The organism is Hydrogenophaga sp. ZJX-1, from assembly GCF_048590325.1.
In the GTDB taxonomy this organism is placed as follows: domain Bacteria; phylum Pseudomonadota; class Gammaproteobacteria; order Burkholderiales; family Burkholderiaceae_C; genus Hydrogenophaga.
Map to the genome: position 1 here is coordinate 1 of NZ_JBMBRA010000002.1, position 14,492 is coordinate 14,492.

Annotated in this window: 15 protein-coding genes; 10 read left to right on the plus strand and 5 right to left on the minus strand. The window is 65.1% G+C overall.

Going from position 1 to position 14,492, the window contains the following annotated elements; all coding sequences use genetic code 11:
• Positions 1-39: 39 nt before the first annotated feature.
• Genes ACN5W5_RS04860 through ACN5W5_RS04875 form a run of 4 tightly spaced genes read left to right on the plus strand, consistent with a single transcriptional unit; the run spans position 40 to position 3,844 of the window.
• Positions 40-1,497 (plus strand): aldehyde dehydrogenase family protein, encoded by a 1,458-nt coding sequence (locus ACN5W5_RS04860; protein ID WP_420048156.1) that lies wholly within the window; start codon positions 40-42, stop codon positions 1,495-1,497.
• Positions 1,498-1,528: 31 nt separating this feature from the next.
• Positions 1,529-2,008: a GlcG/HbpS family heme-binding protein gene (locus ACN5W5_RS04865; protein ID WP_177137520.1), complete on the plus strand. Its 480-nt coding sequence runs from the start codon at positions 1,529-1,531 to the stop codon at positions 2,006-2,008.
• Positions 2,009-2,036: 28 nt separating this feature from the next.
• On the plus strand, positions 2,037-3,068 hold the full coding sequence (locus ACN5W5_RS04870) for a 2Fe-2S iron-sulfur cluster-binding protein (protein ID WP_420047439.1): 1,032 nt from the start codon (positions 2,037-2,039) through the stop codon (positions 3,066-3,068).
• On the plus strand, positions 3,065-3,844 hold the full coding sequence (locus ACN5W5_RS04875) for an SDR family oxidoreductase (RefSeq protein WP_420047440.1): 780 nt from the start codon (positions 3,065-3,067) through the stop codon (positions 3,842-3,844). Before ACN5W5_RS04870 ends, ACN5W5_RS04875 begins: the two co-directional genes overlap by 4 nt.
• A gap of 183 nt (positions 3,845-4,027) precedes the next feature.
• Here the strand turns inward: ACN5W5_RS04875 and ACN5W5_RS04880 are convergent, their stop codons facing one another.
• Genes ACN5W5_RS04880 through ACN5W5_RS04895 form a run of 4 tightly spaced genes read right to left on the minus strand, consistent with a single transcriptional unit; the run spans position 4,028 to position 7,452 of the window.
• Positions 4,028-4,720: an isochorismatase family protein gene (locus ACN5W5_RS04880; protein ID WP_420047441.1), complete on the minus strand. Its 693-nt coding sequence runs from the start codon at positions 4,718-4,720 to the stop codon at positions 4,028-4,030.
• A gap of 13 nt (positions 4,721-4,733) precedes the next feature.
• Positions 4,734-5,585, minus strand: coding sequence for an ABC transporter permease (locus ACN5W5_RS04885; protein ID WP_420047442.1), 852 nt, complete (start codon positions 5,583-5,585; stop codon positions 4,734-4,736).
• 5 nt (positions 5,586-5,590) lie between these two features.
• A complete protein-coding gene (locus ACN5W5_RS04890; RefSeq protein ID WP_420047443.1) occupies positions 5,591-6,415 on the minus strand; it encodes an ABC transporter ATP-binding protein in 825 nt (274 codons plus the stop codon).
• Complete coding sequence (locus tag ACN5W5_RS04895; RefSeq protein WP_420047444.1) at positions 6,412-7,452, minus strand: ABC transporter substrate-binding protein; 1,041 nt, start codon at positions 7,450-7,452, stop codon at positions 6,412-6,414. Before ACN5W5_RS04895 ends, ACN5W5_RS04890 begins: the two co-directional genes overlap by 4 nt.
• 602 nt (positions 7,453-8,054) lie before the next feature.
• Here ACN5W5_RS04895 and ACN5W5_RS04900 point away from each other — a divergent pair.
• The 6 genes from ACN5W5_RS04900 to selD all read left to right on the plus strand — a co-directional run bounded on the left by ACN5W5_RS04900 (position 8,055) and on the right by selD (position 13,834).
• On the plus strand, positions 8,055-8,378 hold the full coding sequence (locus ACN5W5_RS04900; protein WP_420047445.1) for a hypothetical protein: 324 nt from the start codon (positions 8,055-8,057) through the stop codon (positions 8,376-8,378).
• 469 nt (positions 8,379-8,847) lie between these two features.
• Positions 8,848-9,105, plus strand: a complete 258-nt coding sequence (locus ACN5W5_RS04905) for a DUF2282 domain-containing protein (RefSeq protein WP_420048157.1) — start codon at positions 8,848-8,850, stop codon at positions 9,103-9,105.
• 39 nt (positions 9,106-9,144) lie between these two features.
• On the plus strand, positions 9,145-10,125 hold the full coding sequence (locus ACN5W5_RS04910) for a DUF692 domain-containing protein (protein WP_420047446.1): 981 nt from the start codon (positions 9,145-9,147) through the stop codon (positions 10,123-10,125).
• Positions 10,122-10,892, plus strand: coding sequence for a DNA-binding domain-containing protein (locus ACN5W5_RS04915; protein ID WP_420047447.1), 771 nt, complete (start codon positions 10,122-10,124; stop codon positions 10,890-10,892). Before ACN5W5_RS04910 ends, ACN5W5_RS04915 begins: the two co-directional genes overlap by 4 nt.
• Positions 10,893-11,019: 127 nt before the next feature.
• Entirely contained in the window at positions 11,020-11,463 is a 444-nt protein-coding gene (locus ACN5W5_RS04920) for a DoxX family protein (protein WP_420048158.1), read from the plus strand.
• Positions 11,464-11,548: 85 nt separating this feature from the next.
• Positions 11,549-13,834 carry a selenide, water dikinase SelD gene (gene selD / locus ACN5W5_RS04925; protein WP_420047448.1) on the plus strand — a complete coding sequence of 762 codons (2,286 nt, stop codon included), beginning with the start codon at positions 11,549-11,551 and terminating at the stop codon, positions 13,832-13,834.
• A 9-nt stretch (positions 13,835-13,843) separates the two neighbouring features.
• On the opposite strand, the gene ACN5W5_RS04930 is transcribed toward selD, so the two are convergent.
• Positions 13,844-14,491, minus strand: coding sequence for an ATP-binding cassette domain-containing protein (locus tag ACN5W5_RS04930; protein WP_420047449.1), 648 nt, complete (start codon positions 14,489-14,491; stop codon positions 13,844-13,846).
• Between the last annotated feature and the right edge of the window lies 1 nt (position 14,492).

Genomic DNA, 14,492 nt, shown 5'->3' on the forward strand with positions numbered 1-14,492 from the left:
TCTGTCACCTACCCCGGGGACCCGTCCCCGCCCCGCACCATGAGCACCCCTGTCGAAGAGTTCTTCAACCACATCAACGGCGAATGGGTCCGCAGCCGCAGCGGGCGCACGTTCGACAACATCAACCCGGCCGACACCCGCGAGAACCTGGGCCGCTTCCAGGCCTCGGCCTCGGCCGACGCCGAAGCCGCCGTGGGCGCGGCCGCCGCTGCCTTCGAGGGCTGGCGCAAGACGCCCATCAGCCAGCGCGCCAAGGTCCTGAACAAGGCGGCCGATTACCTGGAAGCGAACGCCGATCGCTTTGGCGAGGAGCTCACGCGCGAGGAGGGCAAGTCCCAGGCGCTGGGGCGTGACGAGTTCCTGCGCGCCGCACAGACCTTCCGCTTCTACGCCATGGAGAGCCAGACCTTCGGCGGTGAGACCTACCCGCAGGACGACCCGGCGATGCAGGTCTACAGCCAGCGCGAGCCGCTGGGCGTGGTCACGGTGATCTCGCCCTGGAACTTCCCCGCCTCCATCCCCGCGCGCAAGATCGCCCCGGCCCTGGCCATGGGCAACACGGTGGTCTTCAAGCCTTCGTCGGACGCGCCGCTCTCGGGCCTGCGCCTGACCGAGGCGCTGGTGCAGGCCGGTCTGCCCAAGGGCGTGCTCAACTTCATCACCGGGCGCGCCGGTGACGTGGGCCCGATCATCACGACTTCGCGCGCGATCTGCGCCATCTCCTTCACCGGCTCCACGCAGGCGGGCATGCACATCCAGCGCACGGTGCACCTGACCACGCGGCTGCAGATGGAGCTCGGTGGCAAGAACCCGCTGATCGTGATGGAGGATGCCGATCTGGACCTGGCGGTGGACCTGGCGGTCAAGGGCGGCTTCTCGCTCACCGGCCAGGCCTGCACGGGCACCAGCCGCCTGATCGTGGTGAGCGCGGTCAAGGCCGCCTTCACACAGAAGCTGCTGGCGCGCGTGCAGCAGCTCAAGATCGGCCCGGGCCTGACGCCGGGCATGGACCTGGGGCCGCTGGCCACCGAGAAGCAGTTGCAGACGGTGCTCTCCTACATCGAGATCGGCCAGGGTGAGGCCACGCTGCTGTGCGGCGGCGAGCGCCTCACCGGCGGGGTCTACGAGCACGGCTACTACGTCTCGCCGGCGGTGTTTGACGGCGTGAAGCCGAGCATGCGCATTGCGCGCGAGGAGATCTTCGGCCCGGTGCTGGCGATCATCGAGGCGAGCGACTTCGCCGACGCGATGGCCAAGGCCAACGACAGCGAGTACGGCCTGTCCGCGGCGATCGCCACGCGCAACCCGAAGTACATGCACGACTTCGCGCAGAACATCCAGTCCGGCACGGTCAAGATCAACCGCACCACCACCGGCAACCTGGTCAACGCCCCCTTTGGCGGTGTCAAGAACTCCAGCACATCCACCTTCCGCGAGTCCGGCAGGGTCGGCATGGAGTTCTTCACACAGACCAAGATCGTCTACCGCGCCGCTTGATTCTCAATCTTTCTCAAACCTCAGAAACCCCATGAAAACCGCACTCAAACTCCAACTCGACGAAGCCCGCCTGATGGTCCGCGCCGCCCTGGTCAAGGCCCAGGACATCAACGTGCTGGAAACCATCTGCATCACCGACGAAGGTGGTTTTCCGCTGGTGATGGAACGCATGGACGGCGCCCGCGTGACCGGCCCGCAGATCGCCTGGAACAAGGCCTTCACCGCGGCGGGCCACAAGCGCTCGACGCACCTCTTCAACACCGCGCCCAACGGCCCGGCCCTGCCCGGCAACGAGGCCTTCGGCATCCAGTGGAGCTTTGAAGGCAAGTTCGCGGTTTTCGTCGGCGGCTTCCCCATCGTCGTCAACGGCGAAGTGGTCGGCGGCGTGGGCCTGAGCGGTGGCAATGGCGAGCAGGACACCGCGTGTGGCCTGGCCGCCCTGCAGGCGCTGAAAGACGCGCTGGCCGCCAGTGGCCACGAGGTCATGGTCCAGGCCGACATCAAGAAATAAGCCCCCGCAGTCTTCGACGGAGTCGAGCATGAACCACCGTGTTGTCTGGCTGGAAACCGGCCAGTCTTTTGAAGTTGCTGCTGGCGAGGCGGTGCTGGAGGCCGCGCTGCGCGGCGAGATCGCCCTGCCGCACGAATGCCAGTTCGGCGGCTGTGGCACCTGCCGCATCAAGCTGGTGGAAGGCGCCGTGGGCTACACCAGCGAAGATGGCGAAGCCGGCGAACTGCCCATGGGCCTGAGCCCCGAAGAGGCCGAGGCCGGTTACGCCCTGGCCTGCCAGGCGCGGCCCAGCAGCGATCTGGTGATCAGTGTCGCGCCGCCGTTGGCCTGCTCCAGCCCCACGCGGCTGAGCGCAACGGTGGAGGGCGTGCAAGCGCTGACGCCCGACGTGACGCATCTGCGCCTGCGCCTGCCTGCAGACGCCGAACTGGTCTACCGACCTGGCCAGTACATGAACGTGCAACTCGGCGACGGCCGTCACCGCAGCTTTTCGATGGCCTCCCGGCCCAACGGCGGCACGGTGGACTTCCACGTGCGCCGCATCCCCGGCGGCACCTTCACCGGGCAACACCTCGCCACGCTGCGCCCCGGCCAGACGCTGGACGTGGAGATGCCGCACGGCAACTTCTGCTTCCACGCCGAGGACTACCGCCCGCTGGTGATGGTCGCCACCGGCACCGGTCTCGCCCCCATCAAGAGCATGCTCGAAGCCCTGATGGACGACGGGGACTGCCCACCGGTGAGCCTCTACTGGGGCATGCGCACCGAAGCCGACCTGTACCTGCACGACGAGATCCAGACCTGGGCCGACCGGCTCTACGAGTTCCAGTACGTGCCGGTGCTCTCGCGCGCCAGTGACAGCTGGACCGGGCGCCGCGGTTACGTGCAGGACGCCGTGCTGGCCGACCTGCCCGACCTGTCGGAGCACGCCATCTACCTGTGTGGCTCTCCCACCATGATCGCCGACGCCAAGGTCGCCTTTGCCGGTCGTGGAGCCAACATGAGTCATGTCTACGCTGACATCTTCCAGTTCCAATCTCGAAGCGAGTCCATGGCATGAACCTGGGTATCGAAGGTCGACGCGCGCTGGTGTTCGGCGGCAGCAAGGGCATGGGTCACGCCTGCGCCAGGCATCTGGCTCTCGCGGGTGTGCACGTATGCATCGCCGCGCGAACCGAATCCACACTGATCAAGGCAGCCCGCGAGCTCAGTCATGAGGCCGGTCGCGCAGTGCATTGGGTGGTGGCCGACATCACAACCGAAGAAGGGCGCAATGCGGCGCTGGATGCCTGCGCGACACCCGACATACTCATCAACAACTCGGACGGATTTCCCCCTGGAGACTTCCGAGACTGGCATCCGCCCGAATGGCATGCCGCCCTGGATGCCATGATGCTGGGGCCAATCGAGATGATCCGCCGCACGGTCGATCCGATGATGGAGCGCCGCTTCGGGCGCATCGTCAACATTGTCTCGCGCAGTGTAAAGACCCCGCATCTTGAACTGGGCCTGTCCAGTGGAGCTCGCTCGGGTCTGGTTTCCTTCTCGGCAGCGCTGGCCCGGCACACTGTCCGCTACAACGTGACCATCAACAACCTGTTGCCTGGCGTGTTTGCCACCGATGCACAACGCCGCCACGTTCAAAAACTGTCGCAGATGACAGGTCGGTCTTTCGAGTCGATCTGGGCCGAACGCGAGAAGGGAAATCCTGCCGGGCGTTTCGGGGACCCCGATGAGATTGGCGCGTGGTGTGCTTTCATGGCATCACAGCATGCGGGTTTCGTGACCGGGCAAAGCGTGCTGGTCGACGGTGGCGACTATCCCGGGATGTTCTGACCCGTCATCGCAACCTTCCGGTGCGCAGTGATCGATCTCTCTCACCACCACGGGTGGTTTACTTCTCGGCCACCTCCGGCGCGCCCACCTACCCGGCGTGGTGGACCACCATCTTGACCCTTCAAGTGCAAGCGATCAAGGATGGCCCACACGCGACCATGACCACCAGAGCCACGGTTGGACTCAGCCTGCGGCGAACGCTACCGCATCCAGTTGCAGTCGAGCGATCACTTCCTCGGAGTTGAGTACGTCGCCAAAGAAGAGCATCCAGTTCTGTAGGCTCTGCTCGTGTTCGGCTGGCGTGACAGCTGACAAAGCATCATCGACCATGATTGTTGCGTAGTCCATCATCATGGCATCGCGGGCCGTCGATTCACAGCAGACGTTGGTCACGGTTCCGCCTATGAGCACGTGCGCAACGCCTCGTGCCTTCAGCACCTCGTCCAGGCGCGATGAACCCGGTACCAACGCGCTGTAGCAGCGTTTCGTCACAAAATCGTCACCCGCCTCAACCTGCAGTCCCGCGGCTATCTTGAACCCCTCCGAATCGCTTCCGAGTTCGCGCAATCGACGGGCGCTGCGCTCCGGAGTGAGCATGTGCGCGTGGTGATGGGACCAAAACTGGTCCGCCCCGTCGGCACTCGTCTGCACCCAAATCACATGACCTCCGGCCGCGCGAAGCGCTCCCGCCAGACGGTTGACCACCCCAAAAGTTGAAGGGGCCTGCGCGCATTCGCCCAAGTACCCTGGCTGGGTGTAGTAGTTCTGCAAGTCGATGATGACAAAGGCAGTGCGGCTAGGTGCCAGAGTGGCGTATGGGTGCAGGCAGCCCTGTCGTGCCACCACGCGATCAACAACCCATTGTGGAAATTGCATGCTTGTCCTCTTGTCAGCTGTAGCGTTTGGAAAGAGCGGCTTCCAGGCGTGCGATAGCCAAGTACATGAGACCTGAAAGAAGGGCCAGTACAACGATCGCCGTCATCACCACATTGAGCTTGAATATCTGGCTACCGTTGACAATCAGAAAGCCCAGGCCCGAACTGGCCGACTGGAACTCGCCGACGATCACACCCACCAGTGCCAGGCCGATGTTCATTTTGAGGGCGGCAATCAGCGTCGGTACGCTGCCGGGAAGCACCACCATGCGCAGGACCTGACCGCGACTGGCTCCTAGCGTTCGAGCCAGCTTGATCTTGTTCGGATCAATACTCTGAAAGCCGTCATAGATCACCATGATGGTGACGAAGACGGCAATTGCGACGGCCATGCCATACACCGAGTACTCTGAACCCAGCCAGATATAGAAGATGGGGACGAACGCTATCTTGGGCATCGCGTTAGCGATCACCAGGAAAGGATCGAGCACCTTGTAGGCAAACCCCGACCACCACAGTCCCGCGGCCACGCCAATGCCTATCAGCATGCTGAGCACGAAGCCCACCAGCGTTGCCTTGAATGTGGTCCATGTGTGGCCGACGAGGTCCCCGTTGTGCAGCAGATCCACGAACGTTGGCCACAGAGCACTGGGGTAGCTCGTCAGCATCGGATTCACGATGTGCGACTTGGCCAGGAACTCCCACAGCAGCATGAACGCGCCGAGAAGGGCCAGGCGCGAGGCCATGATGTAGTAGCGGCGGCGATGCTCGCGAGCGCGCCAGGCGCGGTATTCGACGCTGGGTTCCTGGAGGGTCGTTCTTTTCGGCGCAGCAGGCGCCCAAGGTACGTTTGCAGACAGGGTCATGATCTTTATCCTTCTACGTGGACGTCCAACTCGTCCCACAGCGAACTGAAATAGGTGTTGAACTCGGGCAACGAGCGCACTTCAAATGGACTCGGTCTTCCATTGCTGCAGCTGGGAAACAGCATGCGATGCTCGGACTTGATGCGCCCCGGGCGGCGCGAGAGAACCACCACACGATCGGTCATGGCAATTGCCTCGGCGATGTCGTGCGTTACGAGCACAACCGATTTGCCCTCCTCTCTCAGTACTTCAACCACTTCGTCTGCGATCGCCAGTCTCGTCTGCGAGTCCAGGGCCGAGAAGGGTTCATCCAGCAGAACAACTTCAGGCTCGGTCACGAGCGTGCGAGCCAGAGCAACACGCTGGCGCATTCCCCCCGAGAGCTGGCGCGGATAGTGGTTCAGGAAGTCTCCCATGCCGCACTTATGGAGCAAGTGCGCAGCGCGCTCACGCGATTGCTTGAGATCGCGCCCCTGGATTTCAGCACCCAGCATTGCGTTGTCGAGAATCGTTCTCCACTCGAAAAGATAGTCCTGCTGCAACATGTAGCCGACCCGTTGCGACGGACCCTTGACGCGTTCACCTCGAACGAACACCTCTCCACTCGAGGGTTCAAGGATGCCAGCCATCAGAGACAGCAAGGTACTCTTTCCACAGCCCGACTGCCCGATCAGGCTGACGAACTCGCCAGCGCCCACCGTCAGATTGATGCGGTCCAATGCTTGCGTTTCTCCCTCAGGAGTGAAGTATCGAAGTGCGACGTCGCGCACTTCGATGCTCGGTGTCTTGGTCGCAGCCATTGGTATGAAGCGTTCGACAACCGCGTTCATCGTTGTGCCTTCGAAGTGAAGTCGGTCACGACAAGCTGTTCATACTTGACGCGCTTGTCGGCGCCGAGCATCCCAGTCGCAACCAGCATGTCCTGCAGCGTTTCCATGGCGGACCGCTCCACCGTCGGGTTCGTTTTCCACAAGCCAATGGCGCGGTAGCGTTCAATGGCCGTCATCAGCTCCCCCGCCTCCATCCCCGGGAAGAACGCCGCGGCTTGCTTCGCAAGGTCCGCAACCGGTGCGGTGGCCACGTGCTTCTGGGCTCGAACAATTGCCTCAACCCAAGCGCTGGCCACCCCCGGGTTGCGGCTCAGATAGGCGTCTGTAGCCGTGAAGACCGTGTAGTCGACCGGGCCGACGACACGGCCGATTGACGCCACGATGTATCCCTTGCCACTCTTTTCAAGCATCGTTGCCTCTGGCTCCAAGAAAATCGCGTAGTCCGACTGCCCTGCCATCCAAGCTCCTGTACGTGCCGCTGGCCCGATGTTGTTCATGAGCTTCAGGTCCTTCTTGGGATCCACGCCCTTCTTTCGCATGGCGGTCTCAAGAAATATGTCGGGATTCGAGCCGGGTCGGAATGCCATCACTTTCTTGCCCTTGAGCTGGTTCCACTCAAATGCGGCGGCGGGCTTCTCGCGTGACATCAGAAAAAATCCGTCCGTCGCGGTCAGACCGGAAAATATCTTCGGTTTGACAGGCGAATCGCTGTTGGCTACGTAGATGGAGGCTTCCGGGCCGATAAGCACGATGTCCGCGCTGCCGGACAGGAGAGCGGCCATGCCCTTGTCGGTGCCTTGCGATGTCTTGAGGCCGACCTCCAGGCCAACATCCTTGAAGTAGCCTTGGTTCAACGCGACATACATCGGCAGATACAGGACTGATCGCACAACCTCTTCGTAGCGGACCTTGGCAGGGGCACCAACCGACTGGGCGATCGCGCCACCCGCCAAACTCAAAGCAAGGCCGATGACACCCGCAAGCCGTGCCATACGGGACAAGGCTGCCCGCTCGTTTTTCAATAAGAAAGTAAACATTTGCGTACTCCTGTGGTTGCTCTGACAAAAAGTAGAAGACGGTGCATTTGCCATACAGTATGCAATTTGCATGCCAAACGACACCCCGAACCATCGCTTTCATCGAAACCCGTCCCATGCAGAGTTCTCGGAGATCCCCCCAACCCGTTCTGCCACCAAGATACGTCCGTTTTCTCGGCTTCGAGAATGCGGATTCTCTTATGTATACTGTATACATCAATTGGGGGTTTCCCGCCCCCCGGGGTACAACGTCTTTCCCGCTGGCTTGAGTCAGCACAGCCCAACCACTGGAGCATGGGCGACCCCGCCTTTTATGGCCACACTGGTGCCTGTTCGCACCAGAAGCGAGCGTCGCTCAGCCACGGGTTGGCTACGCACTGACCTTGCCCTGATTGCTGGAATTCATGGATCCCGGTTCACGCGGCCTTTTTGCACTATGCCTCGTACCAACCATCGAAGGCCCGAGGGGCTATGAAGACGAGCGACCCATGAGCCTGCGCCCCGAAGAGTCCGTGGCATGCCACACCCTGGCCCACCAGTGATCAGCGTCGAGCAAGCCTTTGCGTGCGGCCCCCAAACGCGTGAACGCGACCGCGGGAGCCGTGAGCGCTCTGGAACACGGCGTGTCGCAACCCGCGCCTGCGTCTGCCCGAAGAGGGGGGGCCCTGGACTACCACCCGGGGCAGTACATGAACGTGCAGCTGGATGATGGCCGGCACCGCCGTTTTTCCATGGCCTCCAAGCCCAACGGCACCAGCGTCGACTTCCATGTGCGCCGCACTCCAGGCGGGTACTTCACGGACCAGCGCCTGCAATCCCCCGGCAACGGCAGCCCGCTGGTGATGGTCGCCGCCGCTACCGGATTCGCCCCCATCAAGCGCATGCTCGAAGCGCTGATGGACGACGACGACTGCCCGCCCCGGTGAACCTCTACTGGTGCCTGCTCACTGTCCGACTTGTAGGAGCACGCGATCTACCTGTGCGGCTCGCCCACCATGATCGCCGACACCAAGGTTGCGTTTGAGGCACGAGGCACGAGGCACGAGCATGGATCACATCTCCGCCGACAGCTTCGTGTTCCAGATGGTCTGAGCGGATTTCCCTCTACAGATACCCGCCCGCATCGGTGGCCCTGGCCACGCCTGCGGGCACCGTCGTTGCGCCCGAAGGCGAGAACGCACCGGCTTCCCCACGCCATTCAATACTGGTTCCCGCACTTTTTCCGAAACGGCTGTAAGGATCGTTCAGGCGCTGCGACTACCTCCCTGCAAGCCATTCACGTTGGCCGGCACCCGTCACTTCCCAACACGTTTTTATCTGGAGATCACCATGAACCACACCATCACCCGCCGCAACGCCGCCCGCATCGCTTCAGGCACCGCCCTGGCCTTCGCCATGGGCGCGGCCCTGACGTTGGCTGCCAGCCCGGCCGCCGCCCAGACGGCCGACAAAGAGAAATGTTTCGGCGTCGCGCTCAAGGGCAAGAACGACTGCGCTGCCGGCCCCGGCACCACCTGCGCGGGCACCTCCAAGATGGACCACCAGGGCAACGCCTGGTCGCTGGTGCCCAAGGGCAGCTGCGAGAAGACCGCATCGTCCACATCGCCCACCGGCTTTGGCCAGCTCGCCGCCTTCAAGGAAAAAATGTCCTGATCCCCGAAGGCGCGATCGTCGGACACCGGAGACCCCACCATGAGCCCCCACCCTGCATCATCGTTCGCCTCCACGCCGCCGGTCGCGCCCTACCTCCCTCACCAGCCCGGCAGTCTCGCGCTGCCCCACCGGGCCGGGCTCGGCCTCAAACCAGAGCACTTCCTGCACATCCATGCGCACCAGCCCGATCTGGGTTTCTTTGAAGTGCATGCAGAGAACTACCTGGTAGCCGGTGGTCCCCTGCACCACCACCTCACCCGCATTCGCGAGCACTACCCCTTGAGCCTGCACGGTGTGGGCCTGTCCATCGGCGGTGAAGACCCGCTCGATGCCGACCACCTGGACGCCGTGGCCCGGCTGGTGGATCGTTACCAGCCCGCCGTGTTTTCCGAACACCTGGCCTGGTCCAGCCATGGCGGCGTGTTCTTCAACGACCTGCTGCCCCTGCCCTACAACGGGCCCACGCTGCAGCGCGTGTGCGACCACGTCGACCAGGTGCAAACCCGGCTGGGCCGCCGCCTGCTGCTGGAGAACCCCTCGACCTACGTGGCGTTCGCCAGCTCCACCTGGAGCGAAGGCGACTTCCTGCGCGAGGTGGTCCTGCGCACCGGCTGCGGCCTGCTGCTCGACGTCAACAACGTCTACGTGTCCGCCACCAACCACGGCCGCGACCCCCAACGTTGCCTGTGCGAGCTGCCCTGCCACGCCACCGGCGAAATCCACCTGGCCGGCTTTGCCGAAGACCTGGACAGCGCGGGTGACCGCCTGCTGATCGACGCCCACGGTTCCCCGGTGGCCGAAGCGGTCTGGGCGCTGTACGACACCGCACTGGCCCTCACCGGCCCAATGCCCACACTGATCGAACGCGACAACGATGTGCCCGCGTTCGAAGTGTTGCTGGGCGAAGCGCGCACGGCCGAACAACGTCTGCTGGCCACCCCCCATGCAGCGGCGAAACACGCCAAGCCCTGCCCACGAACAACGACCCGCTGCGCCCCCGAGCAGGAGGCCACCGCATGAGCGCGCAGCTGCATTGGGCGCAGGCCCTGCTGGACCCGGCCCACGCCGTGCCCAACGGACTCGTCACCTGGAACCACAGCGACCCCGAGCGGCGCCTGGCCGTCCACCGCAATAACTTGGTGGTCTCGCTGGTGGACGCGCTGGCCCACAGCTTCCCGGTCACGCAGCAGCTGGTGGGCGAAGATTTTTTCCGCGCCATGGCCCAGGTCTTTGTGCGCGCCCACCCGCCCCGCACCCGGGTGCTCAGCCACTACGGTCACGAACTGCCCTCGTTCATCGCGCGGTTCCCGCCCGCCGCCGGCCTGCCCTACCTGGCCGACGTGGCGCGGCTCGAATGGCAACGCCTGCAGGCCCTGCACGCCGCCGACGCGCAGCCCCTCAATGCCACCAGCCTCTCGACCCTGCTGCAGGACACCGACGCCCTGCCCACGCTGCGCTGGCAAGTCGCCCCCAGCCTGCACGTGCTGCGCTCGCCGCACGCGGCCGTATCGATCTGGGCTGCGCACCAGGAAGACAGCGGCATCGCCCTCGAAGGCGTTGATCTGGCGCAGGCCGAATCGGCCCTGGTCTTTCGCAGCGGGTGGGACGTGATGGTCCTGCAGACCTCGCCTGGCATGGCCGCGCTGGTCGAAGGCCTGCTGGACAACGCCCCCTTTGGCGAGGCCCTCGACCCGGCCTATGTCGCCGAACCCGAATTCGATCTTTCACAGGCCCTGGCCGTCCTGATCCGTCACGAACTGTTGACCGGGGCGGAACGGTCTCATTGAACACCCTCCCGTCCTCTGGCCCCACAACACGGAGACCGTCATGAACACCCTCACCACCACCGAAAGCGCCACCCCAGGCGGCACGCTCCCGCGCCTGACCACCCTGCTTCACAGCGTGCACAGCTTGATGGGCCACCTGCCCAACACGCTGCTCGCTTTCGTGGCGCGTTTCTCCATCGCCGCCGTGTTCTGGAAATCGGGCCAGACCAAGATCGAAGGCCTGGCCATCGACATCGTCAGCGGCGAGTTCACGCTGGGCTGGCCCCGCCTGTCCGACAACGCGGTTTTCCTGTTCAAGGAGGAATACCAGCTCCCCCTGCTGCCGCCCGAGCTGGGCGCCACGCTGGCCGCGCTGGGTGAACACATCCTGCCCCTCTTCATCCTGCTCGGCCTGGCCACCCGCCTCTCGGCCCTGGGCCTGCTGGGCATGACGCTGGTGATCCAGCTCTTCGTCTACCCCGACGCCTACGCCACCCACGGCACCTGGGCCGCCGTGCTGCTCTACCTGATGGCGCACGGCCCGGGCCAACTGTCGATTGACGCCTGGATCGCGAAGCGCCACCCGGTCTGATACCGCCACGGGCCGCACCGCCTCTCCAGGCGGCTCGTTTGCGCGCCAACCTATGATCAATGGGAACAGCCCCACACAGGTTCCCATGCAAGCCCCTGAACAACCCATCCTGCGCGACCTCGTGCTCGTCGGCGGCGGCCACAGCCACGTGGTCGTGCTGCGCATGCTCGCCATGCAACCCGAGCCGGGCCTGCGCATCACCCTGATCTGCACCGACATCGACACGCCCTACTCCGGCATGTTGCCCGGCTACATCTCGGGCCACTACAGCTTTGACGAGGTGCACATCGACCTGGGCCGCCTGGCGGCGTTCGCAGGCGCGCGCTTCATCCACGGTGAAGTGACCGGTCTGGACCGGGCCAACCAGCGCGTGTTGCTGCGCGACCGGCCTTCGGTGCCCTACGACCTGCTGTCCATCAACACCGGCTCCACGCCCAACGTGCGCAAGGTCGAGGGCGCGCAGGCGCACACCGTGCCGGTCAAGCCCATCGCCCATTTCAACCAGCGCTGGTTGCAGCTGCTCGAACGCGTGCGCGCGCTGCACAGCCGCTTCACGATCGCGGTGGTGGGCGGTGGCGCGGGCGGTGTGGAGCTGGTGCTGTCGATGCAGTTCCGGCTGCGCAACGAGCTGCAGAAGCTCGGCCGCAACCCCGATCTGCTGCGCTTCGTTCTGCTCACGGCGGGCGACACCCTCCTGCCGACGCACAACCCCGGGGTGCGCGCGCGCTTTGCCCGCGTGCTGAAAGAGCGCCACGTGGCGGTGCACACCCGCGCCGAGGTGACGCAGGTTTCCCCCGGCTGCCTGCACACACAGGACGGCCGCACCTTCGATGCCGATGAAACGATGTGGGTCACGCAGGCCGGCGGACCGGCCTGGCTGCAGAGCACGGGCCTGGCGCTGGACGAACACGGTTTCATCCAGGTCAATCAACAACTGCAGACGCTGGACGACCCGAAGATCTTTGCCGCGGGCGACGTGGCTTCCTTCAAGGCGCGCCCGCTGGAGAAGGCCGGTGTGTTCGCGGTGCGCATGGGCCCACCGCTGGCGAAAAACCTGCGTCTGAGCCTGCGTGGCCAGCCCCTGGTGGCCTACAACCCGCAGCAGCGCTGGCTGGCGCTGATCTCCACCGGCGACCGCTGCGCCGTGGCCTCGCGCGGCGCCCTGGGCTTTGCCGGCGCCTGGGTCTGGACCTGGAAGGACTGGATCGACCGCCGCTTCATGCGCAAGTTCACCGAGCTGCCGGCCATGGCCGATGCCCGCCCGGCCAGCGCGGCGCCCGCCAGCAGCCTGGTGCTGAGCGCCGACGAATCGCGCCAGGCGATCTCGGCGATTGCCATGCGCTGCGGCGGCTGCGGTGCCAAGGTGGGCGCCAGCATCCTGACCCGCGCGCTGGGCAGCCTGCAACCGGTCGAGCGCGACGACGTGCTGATCGGGTTGCACGCGCCCGACGACGCCGCCGTGGTGCGCGTGCCGCCGGGCAAGGCCATGGTGCACACGGTGGACTTCTTCCGCAGCTTCATCGACGACCCCTACCTGTTCGGCAAAGTTGCGGCCAACCACGCGCTGGGCGACATCTTCGCCATGGGCGCCGAGCCGCAGTCCGCCACGGCCATCGCCACCGTGCCGCCGGGCCTGGAGGCCAAGGTGGAAGACCTGCTGCTGCAGATGATGACCGGCGCGGTCGAGGTGCTCAACGCCGCGGGGTGCAGCCTGGTCGGCGGGCACACCGGCGAAGGCCGCGAACTGGCGCTTGGTTTCGCCATCAACGGCCTGATCGACGAGCAGATGGACGGCGTCATGCGCAAGGGCGGCATGTTGCCCGGCGACGTGCTGCTGCTCACCAAACCCATCGGCACCGGCACCCTGTTCGCGGCCCACGCGCGGCACGCGGCCAAAGGCCGCTGGATCGACGCCGCGCTGAAATCGATGGTGGTGTCCAACCAGGCCGGCGCGCAGATCCTGCGCCAGCACGGCGCCACCGCCTGCACCGACCTGACCGGCTTCGGCCTGCTCGGGCACCTGGTGGAAATGACGCGCCCCTCGGGCGTGGACGCCGAGCTGCAACTGAGTGCCCTGCCTTTGCTCGCCGGCGCCGTGGAATGCGTCGAGGCAGGCATCGTCAGTTCGCTGCAGCCGGCCAACGTGCGCCTGCGCCGCGCGCTGCGCAACGCCGAAGATTTCGTGAAAGACCCGCGCTACCCGCTGCTGTTCGACCCGCAAACCGCGGGCGGTCTGCTGGCCAGCGTGCCGGCCGACCGGGCCGCTGATTGCATCCGCGCCCTGAAGGCATCGTGCTACCCGCAGACCGCGGCCATCGGACGCATCCGCGGCGCTTCCGACGCGCTGGAGCCGGTGGTGCTCACGCCGTGATGGCGCGCATCAGTCTGGTGGACTCTGCCACTGGTGGATGTCCAGCACCCGCCCGCCGGGCGGCACGTCGTCCGGGTCGTGCGTGACCAGCAGGGTGGGGATGCGCTGGCGCGCGATCTGCTCGAACACGAAGCCCCGGAACTGCGTGCGCAGCGCGGCATCGAGCCTCGAAAACGGCTCGTCCAGCAGCAGCGCGTCGGGCTCGGCCAGCAAGGCGCGCATCAGGCTCACGCGGGCGCGCTGGCCGCCCGAGAGCGTGGCGGGATCGCGGTCATGGAAGCCGTCGAGACCGATCTCGCGCAGCGTCTGTTCCACCCGCGCGCGGCGCGCGGCGGCGCCCTGGAGCGCGGCGGGCAGGGCGAAGGCCAGGTTCTGGCCCACGCTCAGGTGCGGAAACAGCAGATCGTCCTGAAACAGGATGCCGACACCCCGGGCTTCCACCGGCAGGTGGTCGCGCCGCCGGCCGTCCAGCCACAGCTCGCCGCTGGCCTCGAAAGCCGGGTCCAGATCGCCCACCAGCCAGTTGAGAAGCGTGGACTTGCCCGAACCCGAAGCCCCGGTCACCGTCGCGATGTCGCCCGGTTCGACCTGCAGGTTCAGTCCCGCGATCAGCGCGTTCGGGCCCTGGGTGATGGTGAGGTTCCGTATTTCAAACATG